This window comes from Lonsdalea quercina subsp. quercina, from assembly GCF_000688695.1.
GTDB classification, from domain to species: Bacteria; Pseudomonadota; Gammaproteobacteria; order Enterobacterales; family Enterobacteriaceae; genus Lonsdalea; species Lonsdalea quercina_D.
In genome coordinates this window covers 1-17,039 of record NZ_JIBQ01000004.1, presented here as the reverse complement: position 1 = coordinate 17,039, position 17,039 = coordinate 1, and the positions used below count along the sequence as shown (strand labels likewise).

The window sequence follows — 17,039 nt, the reverse complement described above, 5'->3', positions numbered from 1 at the left end:
TCCCCGGCCCCTCGGTGTGTCATCAAACACCGTCGTCAAGAAATCTGTGGATAAGTCTGTTTAAAAACTTATGAGATTTACTTTTGCGGAAAGCAGGAATGCTCTTGGAGGATAAAACCGATAGCGCTGTTAGCAATAAGGAATTAATTCACGCCCTGACTTTTATAAGTCACTGATTTTTAAGGTTTTTAAAATACAGTCTACTTAAGGGACGGCATTATGGCTCAGTGAATCCGAATTGGCAAGCGTTTTGACTCTTCACTCCTCGACGCGCATAGGACTGCGATATTCCGTCTATCGCAGCGCCCTGTCGGCAGGCGGCTTAGCCATGCCCATCAAAAACGACTCAATTAGGTTAGTTCAATAATCAGACAATAAATAAAAAAGATGGAAATTTTTTTGCGTTTGACGGGCAGAATGGGATACCCAAAAAGCAGGTTCGCTCCCGCAATCTGTCGTGCCATCGCCTTCATAGAGGGATACATGCCTGAATTCTCGAATCTAATGACTTTTGCGCTGATCTCGCTGGGGTTAGTGCTTACGCCCGGCCCAAACATGATTTATCTCATTTCCCGCTCGCTATGTCAGGGACCCAAGGCGGGATTGATTTCGCTGGGCGGCGTTGCCGTCGGATTTGTGTTTTACATGATGTGCGCGGCGGCGGGAATTACCGCGCTGATCATGGCGATCCCCTACGCCTACGACGCCTTGCGTTTCTGCGGGGCGCTTTATCTGCTGTATCTGGCCTGGCAGGCGGTCAGACCCGGTGGGAGTTCCCCGTTTGAAGTACGAGAGCTTCGCCCTGATACGCCATCCAGACTGTTCTTCATGGGCTTCGTCACCAACTTGCTCAACCCCAAAATCGCGGTGATGTACCTCTCGCTGCTCCCCCAATTCATCACCCCGGAATATGGCAATGTAATGACGCAATCTCTGGTACTCGGCTCGGTGCAAATCGCCGTTAGCGTCAGCGTTAACGCGCTGATTGCCATCATGGCCGGTTCTATCGCGGTGTTCCTGACGGGGCGCCCCTTATGGAGCGTGATCCAGCGCTGGCTGATGGGCACTGTTTTGGCCGGGCTGGCGGTAAGAATGGTGATGGAAGGACGGCGCTAGGTGCGGGAGAAGTACGGTGGCAGAGCCAATATCGATGTCAAAGCTATCACCCTTGTCGTGATAAAGCTCTTAATGTTAGCAAGTGCTTACTTATTACCGGGTCGAAATAGGCAAAAACAGGCAAAACACCTTATTCCCTCCAGTCCATGACGAACGCCGTCACGGCGTCCGTCGTCATTGCGTTATGTGAGTCAACCGCCGAAGTAGTTTGCTCCCAGCGTCTCTTTATCCGTGTCGTCATTAACGTGAAACGAGGAGAGACTCCAGCGTTTACCCGTGCTGACTTCGCCTAGGTACAGTTGGTATTTACCTTCACTGGTTGACGAAAAGAACACGTAGTCAGTGCCATTGACCGGGAAGGCGTCGGAATTATTGCTGTCGCAGTCGTTAATCGACAGTTGCTCGGCCTTATCGCTCGGATTCACCTTGGTATAAAGCTGATCGGCTCCGCCCGAGTCCTTCCAGCGCGAGTAAAAGACCCGCCCATCCTGCCTAACCGTTGGATAATAGGCTTCCAGTCCGTTCGGCTTGTCGAAAGGCACTTTTTTACCGGTCGCGAGCGTCAGACGATAAATGCCCGTCACGCCCGATGCCTTCCCTGCCGCGTAATAGACTTGCGTGCCATCGGCGGACGGATAGGGCATTGAGCTTTCTATCGTTGAAGAGGCGTTAGTCAGATTGGTCTGCGAGCTGAACACCGGCACCCCGTTTTCAAAGCTCAACGTCGCCTTCATCACATCGCCATCCTGCTTGAAAAACAGCGCAGCGCCATCAGCGCTGAACTTGGGATCTTCATTTCTGGTCTCTCCCGTGCTCTTGGTCAGGTTGACCGGGAGTTCGGCCGAGTCGACCTGCCACATGAAAACATTCCAGGCATCGTCCTTGATACCCATAAAGGCCAGCCATTTACCATCCGGGCTGAATACCGCGTTCATCGGGTCCTGAATTCCCCACGACGATGAAGACGCCTGCGTCACTTTGTTGGCAGAGAAGTCATAGATGAAGATTTGGCTGGTGCCATCGGCATAACTGCCGTAGGTGTGGTAGGCGAGCTTGCCTTTTAGCGTGGAGGGAAACGTTGAATCACTTTCCGTGGTGTGGTCGGAAATGCATTGTGCTTGAGAGCCGGCGGTAACGCCCGCCGAAAGCGCGCCGCACACCAGTGCGGTTGCCCACATTTTAGGTTGCATAGTTAAAGCATCCTTACTTTATATCAATATTTACTGGCCATTTTATCTCGGAAGTCAGCCAACGTTATTCACATCAAAACGACTGAATCTTCGACATGTTAGCGGCCAGTTATACCTATGAATACTCACGTAACCTCACTAATTCTCCGAGGTTAGCGCCGTGACATAGTCAAAAATATTTTAAGTATCATCGTTCTGTGGGTAAACCGAATAGACGGAATCATCAACGTTTCAGCAAGAGAAACAGCATCCGATAAGCCCCTCACCCGCGGCGCGGTGTGCGCTTGCTTACGTATCGTGACTCAGCGCTGACAGGAACAGTGCAACAGCCGTTGACGGAATGAATTTCGTTGCTGAACCGGGCCGAGCGTTACATCAACGCGCTGAGTCCGGCCTGAGATCTCCTCTCAAGTTCGAAGCGTAAAGCCGCCTACGCGGTCGGTTTTGTCTTAAACAAATAGAACAACCCACGTGAGNGCGACGATAAAGACTCGATATAACAGCCACTAATATCAATCAACGGGAGGATGTCGATGTGAGTAAAGTCAGAGGCCAGAAGAGAATAGACACCATTGTATCCCCCCTGAATTTGGTCTTACTGCTTAATAGCGTTCTCTGGTTAAAATACAATCAGCGGAGGATCCTCATGAAGAAAGCGCGTTTCGCTGAAACTCAGATCCTGCGGGTTCTGAAAAAAGTTGAAAAGGGTCGGCAGGTGAAGGATGTGTGCAGCGAAAACGGTGTGTCGGAAGCCAGCTATTACAACTGAAAATCTAAATAAGGCGGCATGGAGTCCTCTGATATCAAACGCACGGAGGTAGCTGCAATAACACACCCGTTCGTCGAGTCCGGTGAGAGTAACCATGTCCGCGTGAAGAGGAATACACCATCAGAAGGTTGCCCACCAAAGCAGCCGGAAATCTGCGTTTTTACGGCAACAATAGCGACGTTGTCTTTGAGCAGTATTCGCTCGTCCGCTGTCTGCAAATCATGGATCTTGATAAGCCCCGAACGATGCGCGTCAAGATCGTCATTTCGTCCCAGCGTCTGTCCCAGATGGCTGACGAATATTAGCTCCCGGTCCAACAGCGTTTCCAACGCCGTGACGTCCGAGTCCAACATCGCCTGTCGCAAACGCGCTTCCAACAGTCGAACTCGCTCCATTTTTGCTTCTTGCATCCCACCCTCTCCATAGTGAATGACGCCACGACGAGTGCCGACATCGGTAACACACTCGCGTCTGTGGCTAAAAATCCTTCAAACCTTATTTCATAAAGGCCGAGTAAACCAGCCTGTCCTTCTCACTTTAAATAAGCTCATCGCACTAGTTCAACGTGATGAAAACGACGGAGGATCAGGAAGAACGTCATCGTTAGCAACCAGAGTGCTAACGGTCGAAAGAAGAAATACGATGGGAACCGTCACGCCGCAAAGCTTGGGGGTGACGGTTCGGTGTGCGGATTACAGTTTGAAAATAACGGCCTGCCAGGCCTGTAAAGTCAGACGATCGGCGCCAGGCGCGGCGGCGTTTTCCGGCCGGTTGCTGATAACGGATTGAACAATCTTCTTATCTGCCGGCAACGACCAGTTCTGCGTCTCGCGCGAGAAGTTAATGGCGACCAGATACTGCTGATCTTTTAACGTGCGGGTATAAACGAAAAGCTTAGGATGTTCCGGCGCCAGATCGCGATACTCCCCGTGGATCAGCGCCGGAGTCTGACGCCGCAGCGCAATCAGCTGACGATGATAACCGTAGACCGAATGGTCATCGTCGACCTGAGCCGCCGCATTGATTTTCAAATAGTTGGGGTTCACCGCCAGCCACGGCGTGCCAGTTGTAAATCCCCCCTGAGCCGCGGTGCTCCACTGCATCGGCGTTCTGCCATTATCGCGGGAGGTTTGGCGCACATTATCCAGAAACGCTTTGGACGAGACTTTTCCCCCTTCCACCAACTCCTTCCATAATCCCCGAATTTCAACGTCTTCGAATTCCTTCTCGCTGGTGAAAGGGTAATTGGTCATGCCCAGCTCTTCACCCTGATACACGAAGGGCGTAGCCCGTTGGGTCATCATGAGTGTGGCCAACGCTTTGGCGGACACCTCCCGCCACGCCTCGCTGTCATCGCCGAAATGCGATACCGCCCGCGGAAGGTCATGATTACTCAGGAAACTGGTGTTCCAGCCAGCCGCCCCCGCACGGTCGATTTTCGCGAAGGCGGTCTTGAGTTGAGGTAAGGTCCACTCCGTCTTACGCCAGCCGTCGCGGTCAAGGCGTACCACGTCAAAGTGGAACAGCATGTTTAATTCTTGGCGATCCGTGTCAACGAACTTGGGCGTATCCTCGAACGTCACACCGTAGGCTTCGCCCACGCTCATCGCGTTATAGGGCGCCAGCACTTCCCGGTTCATTTCATGCAGGTATTGATGGATGTGTGGGCCTGTGGCAAACACATTTTGCGGTTGGGCCAACTGCTGCGGGCTTAAATCAGGCAGACCGGGCTGCTTGGAAATAAAAGGGATCACGTCCATGCGGAAACCGGAGACGCCTTTATCCAGCCAAAAGCGCATAATGTCATAGACCTCCTGATGAACCTTTTTATTTTCCCAATTCAAGTCAGGCTGCTTCTCGGCGAAATAGTGCAGATAATATTGGCCGGTCTGATCGTCTTTTTTCCAGGCCGAACCACCGAAGAAAGCGGGATAATTATTCGGTACCTCACCATTGCGCCCGTCTCGCCAAATATAGTAATCACGGTACGGATTATCCTTCGACTTTCTGCTCTCTTTGAACCACTGATGCTCATCACTGGTGTGGTTAACCACTAAATCAATAATCAAACGCATATCACGGCGTTTGATTTCGCTAAGCATGTGGTCGAAATCGTTCATCGTGCCGAACTCTTTCATGACCTTCTTGTAATCACGAATATCATAACCATTGTCCGCATTTGGGGAGTCAAAATGCGGACTGAGCCAAATCACATCAACGCCGAGTTTTTTCAGATAATCCAGTTTCTCGGTAATACCATTAAGGTCACCAATGCCGTCTCCATTACTATCCTTAAATGAACGAGGATATATTTGGTAAACGACAACCTCTTTCCACCATTCACGATTTTTCTTTTCTTCAACCGCATCGGCGGTCTGAGGCAGCACCACGGATGACATCGCTGCGGCCAGCATACACATAGGTAAATTCGACATCGTTCCCTTCCCTATCAGTGATAGTTTTTGAATGTATAAGAAATATCGCTGATTAAAAGATGGCAGCTTCCGGCAACTGTCACGACTGATAATATTTTATTATGTGAGCGGCTTCACAAGCAAAAACAAGGCTTACAACAGCATTGCGATAGAAAAATAGATACGTGTCATATTTAGCAAATCCTAATAATGCATAAAATAACGAGGCCTTTTTAAGTCCAGTAGAAGAAAGATATATTGGCAACTAAAATAAATTTATATAGAAATAATCACAGCGTCGTCGTTATTGAATAGGAGATAATTATTTTTTAATTTACAACCGTTAGCAAATTTTAATTCGCTTGTTACGTAGCTGAGAACACTTTCCCTTTGATTAATTTAGCGAAATGCGTGGCACTCTGAATTCATTTACTTGATACATATCACAGGAAATAATATTATAAAAACACATATTGGCCCTCCCTTGACGTTTAACTAGACAGATAAAGCGAAAAATTAACACGCATAAAACCTATAATAGGTCGTCTTAAACGTCTATTTAAGCGTTTATAAATCAATCAAATTTCATATTCATGCCCCATCAGAGGATGGTATGCCCGTGTTTAACATGTATAAATCACTCAAAAAACGCATCTAGATATTCATTAGAACTCGACTGAAAACTGGAAAAATTCATAACTCTAAAGTTTTTCTTTTTTTTGCCGTTAGGTACACTTAAGAAAAGTTTAACTATAAATCAGTGATATTCATTCACTGTAATTTATTTTAATTTTTCATAAGTTCGTTTCACAAAAACGTTTGTCACACAAAACTCGCACAGCGAAGTGCTGTCATTCTGAGCCAATGAAATACCAGCCAAGAATCACAAAACACAAAAGGCGGAGGGCGCTTTAGCGATGGCATAGCAAAGGCCCCAAAATGGACCAAAACCGCGACGGCCAGTAATGGCGCAATTTGCACTGCCACCATCAAATCCCTGGACCCAATCGATTTTTCGTGGACTGTTGAATTTTCTATGTAGTAACCCTAGTGAAGGGGCTGCTGCAAGTACCACTGGCCGCCTTCTTTCCATCGGCGATAATGCTAATCAAGACAATCAAGGATTCCCGATGAACAGTATTAATCAACTGGGTTCCACCGCCCGACAAACTCAAGTCGACGATCAAAGCACCATTTACTACAGCAGTGAGTCAACCCAATCACAGGCCTACAGCGCCTTGGATACCCACACCAGCACAACAACACAGGTTTCCTCACTTTCGATTCAACTGAGCGAGGCTGCCACACGCGCCGCTGAGCGAGATGCCACCACAAACCGTAACGAACTCGCGGCTTTCGCACAATCGACGAGTCAAGAGCTCTTCGGCGAAAGCTACACGCGCAATAAAGCGGCTCACGACGCCGAGGTGCCTCCTTCTGACGATCCACAACGACTGGCACAGGCCCAACAGGCTACCGATTTTTCTAATGGCGAAGCAACCAACCCGTTTAAGGGGATGTCTCGCGATCAGTTGGCGCTGATTGCGTATGATGACAGTGGTTCCTTTACGGTCAACGAGCGTCGGGCTGCGCTGAGCGAGGCTGATGACCAAGAGTATCAATGGCGTGTAAAAGTGGTGGCTAGAATAACAGCCGAATACCACCGCACTGGCAAGATAAGCGCGGAAAGCTATCAGGAAGTGTCAGATCACAGCAATTCGCTACCGGCGATTGAAAAAGCGCAATTGCCTAAGGGGTATGAAGTACAACAAACGTTGACAAAGCTGGAAAACGGTACCGATTCAACCCAATTTAAAGATGAACTGCAATCACTGGTGGATCGGATGACTTTATCGGTAGATCGCAGCCGTCAGAAGTAAAGCTTCACGGAATCGTTGATGGTCGCCGCCATAGGGCCTAGATGGACAAAAAGCAGGCAAAAAGGAAGATACAAACGACAGGCGCTTCCACTCAGCACGTGTTGCATGATGTATCGGCGCGAGTCAGGTACGCAATCGCGATCCCCACAGCGGCACTGCACGCGCCTGGGGAAACTACGTAGGAATACAGGTCGACATCCCCATCGGAGATCTGAGTCCTCGCCAGGCCGTAAAGCTCAGCAGGGCGTTTATCAACTGCGCAACTGGATCAGTAGTCCCGAAGTCACGCGATCCCGACGCACCGTACAAACCGCTCGTTCGACGCTGGGCGTCACGCAGGCAAATTTGCGCGATACGCGGAGATTGTTCGAGCGTGGCATTGTCACGCGGATGGAAGTCGATACGCCACAGAACGTCACCGGAGAGCGTATCCGACTTGGCATGAGCGCCAAGCTAGCCGTCGTTCTGTACCATAACGAACACGGCATGGCGGTGCCGCCGCAGGCGTTGCGCATCGATGATAGCGGGGAAACCTATGTGCTGTACCGCGCAGCGCCTCACGCGGAAACGGAGAAAGTCATCGTCACACCGGGCCGAGCCATCGCTCAAGGTCTTGAGGTACAAGGTTTAAGCGCAGGTTATGTACTGACGCCGACGCTGTAATACGATGAAAGGGGTACTAACAGGAACGTCGCGAATCTGGCCACGTGTTCTATTGAGGTTATGGAGAGAGAAAAGCCAGAAACGAAAAAAAGGACCCGAAGGTCCTTTTTTCACTGCATTACAGAGCGTATATGCCGTCTGTAACACTGAATTTGGAGCGGGAAACGAGACTCGAACTCGCGACCCCGACCTTGGCAAGGTCGTGCTCTACCAACTGAGCTATTCCCGCGTTACAACCGACTTTCACTGGCGATAAACCGTGAAGCCGTTCAATAAATAAAACTTTCAATCTGTTGATTAATCAGCGTTTTATCTATGCCTCCCGAAGAAGTGGGCGCATTATGTCGCTCTTTGCGGATGATGGCAAGCCCTTTTTTAGCAGAACGGACAGGAAACGGTTTATCTGCTCATTAGAGCATCAAATTGCCCCTTTTCGCCGTCATTCTGAGCGGCGACGTGGCGGTGCATCCAGGCCGCACGAGGGCGTATCGAGGCCGCATCCGCTTATCTTGCCCTCCCCTTTGGCGCCTAAGCGTTCACTTAGTGGATCGCGCATAAACCGCCCCTAACAGGCTTTGCACATTTCAAGAAAATAGACCAAGAGAATCGATTGCTCGTCACCTAATCGCAACATTTAGCCTCAAATGACGCTAGCCAGACTTTTTACATCTCAGTAGACTGATTTTCCCACTGCGCGAATAAACGTCCAGCGACCGTGGTGCATCACGCTTGGGCTCTGAGTACGCTTCCGACCATCGCTTTCCTTCCCGCAAACGCGACGCACCGCGGAACAAAGCCGATGGCCGCAGCCATCATTGGATCGATGAGGAATCTCTGACATGACTAACGCATCTGCCGCCGGAACCACGCCGGTAAAAGAAGATGAACATACGCTCTATCGAAAAATTGTCTGGAAGCTTATCCCCTTTCTTTGTTTCTGTTATCTGGCCGCCTATCTGGACCGGATCAACGTCGGTTTTGCCAAGCTGCAGATGGTGCAGGATTTACACTTTAGCGAAACCGCCTTCGGATTGGGCGCCGGACTGTTTTTTGTCGGCTACATCCTGTTTGAGGTTCCCAGCAACCTGATGCTGGAAAAGATCGGCGCCAAAGTCTGGATTGCCCGCATCATGATCTCATGGGGCGTATTGTCGACCTGCACACTGCTAGTGACGACGCCAGCGCAGTTTTACCTTCTGCGTTTTCTGCTCGGCGCCGCCGAAGCCGGCTTCCTGCCCGGCGTACTTTACTATCTCACTCAATGGTTTCCCTCCCACCGACGTGGACGCGTGATCGCCCTGTTTATGATCGGGCTACCTCTGTCGAGCATTGTCGGCGGACCGCTTTCCGGCTGGATCATGATTCATTTCGATCAGCTCCATGGTCTACGTGGCTGGCAATGGCTTTTCTTGCTGGAAGGCCTGCCCAGTGTTTTGCTGGGTGTCCTGACGCTGTGGGTTTTGCCTAACAACTTTCGACAGGCCAACTGGCTCAATCAACAGGAGAAGGCGCAGGTCGCGCTGGCGCTCGAACAAGACGAGACTGAGCGTCGCCATTCCCCTCACCGCTTCCGGGAAGGTTTTTTCAATCTGAAAGTATGGATGCTGGGCGGTATCGATTTTTCAATTTTGCTGAGCGCCTACGCGCTGGGATTCTGGATGCCGACGCTCATTCGACAAGCGGGCGTGGCTGATCCTTTCCATATCGGGCTGTTGACCGCGCTTCCCAGCGTGGCGGCCCTATTGGGGATGCTCGTGATCGGCGCCAGTTCGGATCGCCACCGTGAACGCCGCTGGCATATCATCATCCCTTTTATCATCGGCGCCGCCGCCATGGCGAGCAGTACGTTCTTCAGCGACAGCGTCATCGCCACAGTGCTGCTCTTTGCCATCGCTCAGGCCACCATCATCGGCGCGGTGCCGGTCTTTTTCAGCCTGCCTGCCACCTTCCTCACTGGAACCGCAGCGGCAACGGGTTTTGCCCTCGCCTGTTCGCTGGCGAACATAGCGGGTTTAGTGAGTAACTCACTGATGGGATTTGCGCTGGATCTCACCGGAAGCAGCGCAGGCGCCCTGTGGTTTTTCGCCGCCTGCCTGCTGGCAAGCTCTCTGCTGGTGATCGCCCTGCCTGCCAAAATCGTTAACCGATAAAGTTCTGACAAAAAGGCCGCATCAGGCGGCCTATTCTCTAAAGAAATCTCAGGGCGTATCAGACTATCGTTATCGTCTTCTCCGTACCGGCGCGCGGGACGCTAGAGATGAACAAACGATATCGTCACTGATCTACACATCAGGGCTTACGGTGCCCGGTGAACGGATAACCACGAAGAACAGCCTGCGACGGCCACAGACCGCCGCAGAGCTCGCCCTGAACGTCAGGCTAACTTATAGGAATTGGCGCCAGTGCCAGCCAGGTTGCCGCCGTCGACAATCAGATACTCCTGGCGGATCGGCTTCCCTTCAAGGAAATTTTGCAGAATTTCCAGCGTCCCTGCCGCATAACGCGCCTGCGCAGACAGTGAGGTACCCGAGATATGCGGCGTCATGCCTTGATTCGGCATGCGTCGCCACGGGTGGTCGACCGGCGCCGGTTGCGGATACCAGACGTCGCCGCCATAGCCGGCCAACTGGCCTGACTCCAACGCGCGCGCAATCGCATCGCGGTCGCAGAGCGCGCCACGAGCCGTGTTGATTAAATAGGCGCCGCGCTTGAACAGCGACAGGAAGGCTTCGTTGACGAATCCCTGAGTCGAGGGATATAGCGGCGTCTGCAGGTTAACCACATCACAGACCTTAACCAGCGATTCCGGGGTTTCGTGGTAGGTTAAGCCCAGCTCCTGCTCAACCTCTTTCGCCAAACGATGAGGGTCGTAATAGTGCAACTGCATATCAAACGGTTTCAGACGTCGCAGCGCCGCCAAACCAATACGCCCCGCGCCTAGCGTCCCGAAGTGCATCCCCTCGACGTCATAGCTGCGCGATACGCAGTCCGCGATATTCCAACCGCCGTTGTTGGCGATTTGGTGCGACGGCAGGTAGTTGCGGACCAGGGCCAGTACGGTCATCACCACGTGCTCCGCCACGCTGATGGAGTTGGAGAAAGTCACCTCGGCGACGGTAATACTACGTTCGGCGGCGGCCTTAAGATCAACATGGTCGGAACCGATGCCCGCCGTCAACGCCAGCTTTAGTTTCTTCGCTTTAGCGATACGTTCAGCGGTCAGATATGCCGGCCAAAACGGCTGAGAGATAACCACATCGGCATCCGGCAAATGACGATCAAAAACGGAGTCAGCGCCTTCCTTATCGCTGGTCACAATCAGCTCATGCCCCTGACTTTCCAGATACCGACGAAGCCCCAGCTCGCCGGAAACGCTGCCGACCAGTTCGCCGGGAGTGAAACCTAGCTCTCCAGATGGCGTGGGCGCCATCTGACCATTAGGGTATGAACAAATTTTCGGGATATCGTCACGAGCATAAGCAGGGGGAAAACCGGTTACAGGATCGGGATATAATACGCACAAAATCTTGGACATAGTCATCTCCATATACCTAAGCAAGTTAATTATATGGCTTTGATTTACAGCCATATTTCCTGTCACTAGAGCCAGTCTGGGCGCTTAATAATCATGCGTCCAATCGTTTGAAAATATCTGTAAATAGCTCGGCCCTATTGAGTTGCCCGGTATATGGATTGGTCGATTTTGCTCTGTAGGTCCAACTGAGTCGTCACCCCCCACACCGCGTCTAACAGTGCAGGCTGGTTGTCCTTACGGATCCTTAGCAGGCTCATTTCCGGTAAAGGTGGCGATTCGATGTGATGGGCGACAATACCGTTGGCGATCAAATGATCGGGGATCGCACTGATAGGCGCGATACTGCAGGCTTGGCCGCTGCTCACCATTTCGTGTAATACGCTGAGCGCGTTGGTTTCGATAATGACCTGAGGCCTTACCCCAGCCTCACGAAAGGCGTCTTCGATGACCCGTCGATTTTGCATCTCATGATTAAACAAACACAGCGGTAATTCCCCCACATCGACCCAACTAAAGGCATCCCCAACCGGGGGAACGACCTCGTTATTGGAGAGCAGAACGAACCGCTCCGCGTAGAGCGACAGGGATTCGTATATCTCACCAGCGCTGGCATCAGAATAGGCGATGCCCAAATGCAGATCCTGATTTTTCAGTCGATTCAGGATGTCGCGCGTGCTCAGAGAAAAAACTTTTAAATTCAGCCGGGGAATGACGCGGCGATACTCTTTAATCAGCGTAGAAACCGCGCGCATCGCCGAGGGTACGGCGCCGATGACCAAATTCCCCCCGGCCACGGCTTGTGCCAGAGCGGCTTCCTGCTTCAGACCGTCAAGGGAGGACAGCGTTTTCCTCGCCCAGTCGAGCACGCGCTCCCCTTCCGGCGTGAACCCCTGAAAACGCCGTTCGCGCCGAATAATGGTAATGCCCAACTCGCGTTCCATTTGCTGAAGGGCAACGGACAGAGAGGGTTGCGAGACCCAGCAGCTCTCCGCGGCCTGTGCAAAGTGCCGATGTTCAGCCAGTGCAACCAGGTAATGAAGTTGTCGTAGAAACAAGGTTAACTCCTTTTAGACAAGTGTCTTTCCATAGAAAAAACGTTAGAGATGAATGAAAACTCCGTGCGCCGACATGCTCCTCTAGCGATTTCATCCTGTATCATCGCCATCACGTCAATGCGACAATCCATCCTGTATTTACAAGCAAACAAAAGACTCCGCGCTGCGCGCTATCGGCAACGCGCTTGCCGCCTTGGTTCATCCACCGTGAAACTCTCGTCATCTACGCCGCTGTTTTCTTCCTTTCTCGCGACAAACATAGTTCAGGTTGATGAAATAGCAGGACAGACCAGCCAAATTGTACAATATACCGACAATGAGATGGCAAATCAGAGTATAGATTGAGCAAAACGCGTTTAGGGTACGGAGTATGATTTTGCTTGTTCGCAGGCGCTCACCGACCCTCGCAAAGGGATAAGGCATGCAGAGAGGTCAGGACAAGGGTTGAGAAGAGAAGGAGGAAAAGGAAGAAGAGGAGGAGATGATAGGAATAACTTATCGTTTGGATGGAATTGGGCTACCAAATAGGGAAAATCAGTTGTTTTGATAATAGGGTAAATAGAGATAAAAAATTGTTGGACCGGTACAAAAAGCATGCAAATCATCAAGGCGATGCGAGGTAATCTTATCCGGCCAATGGAAAATACAGATCAGAAGGTACAGGTTAGATGCATGACCGCATTAGATGTGTGGCTCACTGATACCTTCTCAGTAAATACCTTTTTATTGCGGCAGCATTTTTATATTTACAATAAGGTTGCTCACCAGAGAACGCTCCCTCATCACCCCACAGTTTAGGATCATCGGTAATCTTTTTATTTCTCGTCATTCCACCATCCTGAATGGCATNCCCTTAGACTTGATATGACACTCCAGATATTCTTTCAGCTCGATGCGTGACATGCCATGAAACTTAGACAACGATATTTCTTACCCCGCCCAACGTGATAAAGAAAACCGTCTCAATATTGAGTTAATCACCGTTAACGTCATAACTGTCTATTTTTGAGACAGCTCATTTATTTTCGAAATAAAGACCAAGAGGCTGGTGAACATCGTTTTCTTCTTTTATAACGATATGACTATCCTGAGATATTTCAAAAGGCCCTTGCACGAAATTCGACCCAGTGACTGCATAACATCTAAATGCCAAAAGCATTATTAATACTGTGAATATTTTTAGCAAAGTTCGAGTCTCACCATAATTAAAATAATAGATCACTTGATTCTTTCCAGCACTCTGGAAGGTATTTTTTGTCATGCCATGAACTTTTTATTAATATGACAGGCCGCTGATTATAAGAGTCGGAATTTATCACCGGGATGCCCCTCACCTTCACAGTTGAGTGCGGCAGGATTATTATTGAGACGCAGATTAATTTGTAGCGACTGACCAACGAATAAAAATAAAAATCCGGAAGGATCGTTAGATCTCTTCCGGAGATAAAAGTATTACTTATTATGGATTTGATAAAAACTCATGTAATTACATTAAATTTTTTATTTCCACCAAGGGAACTTAAAAAAGACTTACAAAAAGCATCATTTTCATCAAAAGAGATAATACCAAACCCTAGATCAGCATGAGGATATATCGCCAAATTTAATTTCAAATTAATCATAAAAAAAACCTGACCTAACACACCTCCGTGCCCCATAATCAATTTACAAACATCCATAAATTTATTATTATCAAAATGCAGACTTAATGAAGATGCCGGAAGTAGAATATCACCATATAAATAACTTTCAAAATCATCATTCAGTGGTTTCAAGTAGTTACTAGCCTTAGCATTACTATATATCTCTCCATATTCTTTTATTATATTTTTATCAGTTTCTCTTTCATCATCAAAAGATAAGGCCGATAGAGCAAAAAAACCTCCCCAGTGTGGGTAAAAAAAATCACTCACTATCTTTATAGATTCATCAATTAATGATAGAGAAAATGATATATTTTTTTCAAAACAACCAACCCATTTATTTGAGGAGCTAAATGAGCTAAAGTTAATGTTAGCTAAATTAAAATCACTACTTGTCAATTTTAATGATTTTTCCATCGCTCATCCCCACGGTAATTTTTTTACTCGGGGTAGGTGAGTTTTTTCCTATCCCAACCTTCCACTCGCCAAGCTTATCGCTATGAGTAGTATTACTTTTACTCCATATCTCTCCTGTGTTTTGATTTTTATAATCACCACCTCTTATTCTTGTGAAATCATCAGGATGCGATGATGGAGTTCGAACAATATCGCCTACCTCAGCAGAATTGACCTTTTTCTTTGGATTATCTAAATGATTCGAGCCGGAACACCCACTCAACCCCAGCGGATCCACCCACTCCAGCGGGTTATGCACATACCCCTGCGGCCTCAGCCCGCCCGCCAATCCTATCGGGTCCGGCGAGATATACTGCCCGCTGTCCGCATCATAGTAACGATGCCGGTTGTAGTAAAGCCCCGTTTCCGCGTCGTAGATTTGTCCCTGATAACGCAGCTCGCAGTACACTTCTTCGTTCGCCGCGTCGCCCAGATAACGCTTCCGACCCACCGGCAACCAGTCTTCACGGTGTCCGTTCCACAGCCCCTGCTCACCCCGCCAGTGAACTTCTCCCGTTTCGCTGCACAGCTCCCTCGCCGTGCCCGCTAAATCTGTCACCACGTAGTGCAGTCGGGTCTCTTCTCCCTTGCGTTCGACCTGCGCCAGCGGTCGGAAGCTGCCGGGCTCATACACCCACTGCACTTCCCGCGCCGGGGTGCCGTCCGCATAGTATTGTACCTGCCCCACCAGCTGGTCGCCGTCCCACTGGTACTGGACCTTCGACACCGACTGCAACGAGGCTACCTGACCTTCGCGCACCTTGCTGACCCGGCGTCCGAACGCATCGTAGCCATATCGCCAGCGCGCGCCATCCGGCAGGCTCACCCGCCGCAACCGGTCCTGCGTATCCCACTCGTAGCGCGTTTCTTTCGGTCGGAATCCCGCCCGGACTTCTCGCTTGCGACTTAACCGGCCGCAGACATCGTACTCATAGCGCACATCGCCACGCTCGACGATACGTCCTGCGCCGTCGTAGCGACGCTGGCCCTCGGATACCGCCTGAGACACTGAAAGGCCTCTGGCTGGAAGAGTGTGGCTTTATCACCGGGATGCCGGTCACCGTCACGGTGGAGCGCGGCAGGATTATTATCGAGACGCAGATTAATTTGTAGCGGTTGACCAACAGCTAAAAACAATAAAGCCGGAAGGATCGGATGATCGCTTCCAGCTTTTTATAAATTAAAAATAAACTTTAATTATATTTCATTTCTAACAAACACCCAGCCTTTATAACAATTCAACTTACCTACAGGCTCACATGACTTAACTAAATTAATTTCCTGACTCTCCAAATCAGGACATGAAGCCATTATCTCACTTACAGCAACATCGATAATTTCATAATCATCATCATCAGGCTCAGTATCCAAATATCCATATATTACGATTTTTTTATCAAAAAAATCATACGCTAACGCTCTAACATTTTTATTAACATTACCTAACAGCGAATTAAATATTATTAATTTCAGATCATTCATTTCATAACCTACCTAAATTGCATCAGGCAAAGCAGGAACGATGTGAGCACCATTTTTCCCGCTATGGATTATCCCCCATGATGTGGAAGTACTTGTACCATTCATATCTTTATGGGTACCGATCACATCACCAAAATCCACTTTAACTTTATTGTCGTTAATTACCCTAGAGGTATTAACATTCCCTGCATGGTAATTATCCAATAATTCTTGAGGTTTAGCATCTATAACACTCTTACCATCAACATAGTTATTATGCCCTGGTATGTGTTTGCCTTGTGCGCCGTCATGAATTTTTGTTGAAATATTTGGCTTTTTAACTTCTGGCTTTTGGTTATTTTCAGGTGAGTTCGGCTGTTTACAACCCGACTCAGCCAACCCCAGCGGATCACACCACTCCAACGGGTTATGCACATAACCCTGCGGCCTCAGCCCGCCCGCCAATCCTATCGGGTCCGGCGAGATATACTGCCCGCTGTCCGCATCATAGTAACGATGCCGGTTGTAGTAAAGCCCCGTTTCCGCGTCGTAGATTTGGCCCTGGTAACGCAGCTCGCAGTACACTTCTTCGTTCGCCGCGTCGCCCAGATAACGCTTCCGACCCACCGGCAACCGGTCTTCACGGTGTCCGTTCCACAGCCCCTGCTCACCCCGCCAGTGGACTTCTCCCGTTTCGCTGCACAGCTCCCGCGCCGTGCCCGCTAAATCTGTCACCACATAGTGCAGTCGGGTCTCTTCTCCCTTGCGTTCGACCTGCGCCAGCGGTCGGAAGCTGCCGGGCTCATACACCCACTGCACTTCCCGCGCCGGGGTGCCGTCCGCATAGTATTGTACCT

13 protein-coding genes, 1 tRNA gene and 2 pseudogenes are annotated in these 17,039 nt (G+C 49.9%); 6 read left to right on the top strand and 10 right to left on the bottom strand.

Annotation, left to right across the window (positions count from 1 at the left end):
- Positions 1–483 precede the first annotated feature (483 nt).
- Positions 484–1,116, top strand: a complete 633-nt coding sequence (locus SB13_RS03430; RefSeq protein WP_026738999.1) for a LysE family translocator — start codon at positions 484–486, stop codon at positions 1,114–1,116.
- 191 nt (positions 1,117–1,307) lie between these two features.
- Here the strand turns inward: SB13_RS03430 and SB13_RS03425 are convergent, their stop codons facing one another.
- Entirely contained in the window at positions 1,308–2,306 is a 999-nt protein-coding gene (locus SB13_RS03425) for a TolB-like translocation protein (protein ID WP_036150858.1), read from the bottom strand.
- Positions 2,307–2,952: 646 nt separating this feature from the next.
- Between SB13_RS03425 and SB13_RS03420 the strand changes: the two are divergent.
- Positions 2,953–3,072 (top strand): annotated as a pseudogene (locus SB13_RS03420) (transposase); the annotation flags it as partial.
- Here the strand turns inward: SB13_RS03420 and SB13_RS03415 are convergent.
- Both SB13_RS03415 and SB13_RS03410 read right to left on the bottom strand, forming a co-directional pair.
- The gene (locus tag SB13_RS03415; protein ID WP_268748133.1) at positions 3,066–3,470 is read right to left on the bottom strand and encodes a nuclear transport factor 2 family protein; all 405 of its coding nucleotides are present in this window, start codon (positions 3,468–3,470) and stop codon (positions 3,066–3,068) included. The pseudogene SB13_RS03420 and the gene SB13_RS03415 overlap by 7 nt on opposite strands.
- 297 nt (positions 3,471–3,767) lie before the next feature.
- Positions 3,768–5,474, bottom strand: a complete 1,707-nt coding sequence (locus tag SB13_RS03410; RefSeq protein ID WP_081821824.1) for a glycoside hydrolase family 13 protein — start codon at positions 5,472–5,474, stop codon at positions 3,768–3,770.
- Positions 5,475–6,619: 1,145 nt separating this feature from the next.
- Here SB13_RS03410 and SB13_RS03405 point away from each other — a divergent pair.
- Both SB13_RS03405 and SB13_RS17710 read left to right on the top strand, forming a co-directional pair.
- Complete coding sequence (locus SB13_RS03405; protein ID WP_026738997.1) at positions 6,620–7,369, top strand: hypothetical protein; 750 nt, start codon at positions 6,620–6,622, stop codon at positions 7,367–7,369.
- A gap of 105 nt (positions 7,370–7,474) precedes the next feature.
- Entirely contained in the window at positions 7,475–8,032 is a 558-nt protein-coding gene (locus tag SB13_RS17710; protein WP_152545835.1) for an efflux RND transporter periplasmic adaptor subunit, read from the top strand.
- Positions 8,033–8,185: 153 nt separating this feature from the next.
- Here the strand turns inward: SB13_RS17710 and SB13_RS03395 are convergent.
- A tRNA-Gly gene (locus SB13_RS03395) sits at positions 8,186–8,261 on the bottom strand.
- A 610-nt stretch (positions 8,262–8,871) separates the two neighbouring features.
- On the opposite strand from SB13_RS03395, the gene SB13_RS03390 reads away from it, so the two are divergent.
- Positions 8,872–10,182 (top strand): MFS transporter, encoded by a 1,311-nt coding sequence (locus SB13_RS03390; RefSeq protein ID WP_026738995.1) that lies wholly within the window; start codon positions 8,872–8,874, stop codon positions 10,180–10,182.
- Positions 10,183–10,406: 224 nt separating this feature from the next.
- Here SB13_RS03390 and SB13_RS03385 read toward each other — a convergent pair whose 3' ends face one another.
- From SB13_RS03385 to SB13_RS03375, 4 genes and pseudogenes are all read right to left on the bottom strand, one after another.
- A complete protein-coding gene (locus SB13_RS03385) occupies positions 10,407–11,567 on the bottom strand; it encodes an NAD-dependent formate dehydrogenase (protein ID WP_026738994.1) in 1,161 nt (386 codons plus the stop codon).
- 134 nt (positions 11,568–11,701) lie between these two features.
- Positions 11,702–12,622 (bottom strand): LysR family transcriptional regulator, encoded by a 921-nt coding sequence (locus SB13_RS03380; RefSeq protein ID WP_026738993.1) that lies wholly within the window; start codon positions 12,620–12,622, stop codon positions 11,702–11,704.
- A 1,478-nt stretch (positions 12,623–14,100) separates the two neighbouring features.
- Positions 14,101–14,682 carry a hypothetical protein gene (locus SB13_RS17175; RefSeq protein ID WP_072000197.1) on the bottom strand — a complete coding sequence of 194 codons (582 nt, stop codon included), beginning with the start codon at positions 14,680–14,682 and terminating at the stop codon, positions 14,101–14,103.
- Positions 14,654–15,736, bottom strand: a pseudogene (locus SB13_RS03375) (RHS repeat domain-containing protein); the annotation flags it as partial. The gene SB13_RS17175 and the pseudogene SB13_RS03375, both read right to left, overlap by 29 nt.
- Here SB13_RS03375 and SB13_RS18140 point away from each other — a divergent pair.
- Entirely contained in the window at positions 15,685–15,834 is a 150-nt protein-coding gene (locus SB13_RS18140) for a SymE family type I addiction module toxin (protein WP_072000206.1), read from the top strand. The pseudogene SB13_RS03375 and the gene SB13_RS18140 sit on opposite strands and share 52 nt — an antisense overlap.
- An 84-nt stretch (positions 15,835–15,918) precedes the next feature.
- Here SB13_RS18140 and SB13_RS03370 read toward each other — a convergent pair whose 3' ends face one another.
- The gene (locus SB13_RS03370) at positions 15,919–16,203 is read right to left on the bottom strand and encodes a hypothetical protein (protein ID WP_026738992.1); all 285 of its coding nucleotides are present in this window, start codon (positions 16,201–16,203) and stop codon (positions 15,919–15,921) included.
- A 12-nt stretch (positions 16,204–16,215) separates the two neighbouring features.
- On the bottom strand, positions 16,216–17,039 hold an 824-nt coding region (locus SB13_RS18110), incomplete at its 5' end, for a polymorphic toxin type 50 domain-containing protein (protein WP_200873531.1).

Excerpts from the sequence above, each read along its gene's own strand:
- SB13_RS03430 (WP_026738999.1), top strand. The coding sequence starts at position 484 with ATGCCTGAATTCTCGAATCTAATGACTTTTGCGCTGATCTCGCTGGGG.
- SB13_RS03425 (WP_036150858.1), bottom strand. The coding sequence starts at position 2,306 with ATGCAACCTAAAATGTGGGCAACCGCACTGGTGTGCGGCGCGCTTTCG.
- SB13_RS03415 (WP_268748133.1), bottom strand. The coding sequence starts at position 3,470 with ATGGAGCGAGTTCGACTGTTGGAAGCGCGTTTGCGACAGGCGATGTTG.
- SB13_RS03410 (WP_081821824.1), bottom strand. The coding sequence starts at position 5,474 with ATGTCATCCGTGGTGCTGCCTCAGACCGCCGATGCGGTTGAAGAAAAG.
- SB13_RS03405 (WP_026738997.1), top strand. The coding sequence starts at position 6,620 with ATGAACAGTATTAATCAACTGGGTTCCACCGCCCGACAAACTCAAGTC.
- SB13_RS17710 (WP_152545835.1), top strand. The coding sequence starts at position 7,475 with ATGATGTATCGGCGCGAGTCAGGTACGCAATCGCGATCCCCACAGCGG.
- SB13_RS03390 (WP_026738995.1), top strand. The coding sequence starts at position 8,872 with ATGACTAACGCATCTGCCGCCGGAACCACGCCGGTAAAAGAAGATGAA.
- SB13_RS03385 (WP_026738994.1), bottom strand. The coding sequence starts at position 11,567 with ATGTCCAAGATTTTGTGCGTATTATATCCCGATCCTGTAACCGGTTTT.
- SB13_RS17175 (WP_072000197.1), bottom strand. The coding sequence starts at position 14,682 with ATGGAAAAATCATTAAAATTGACAAGTAGTGATTTTAATTTAGCTAAC.
- SB13_RS03370 (WP_026738992.1), bottom strand. The coding sequence starts at position 16,203 with ATGAATGATCTGAAATTAATAATATTTAATTCGCTGTTAGGTAATGTT.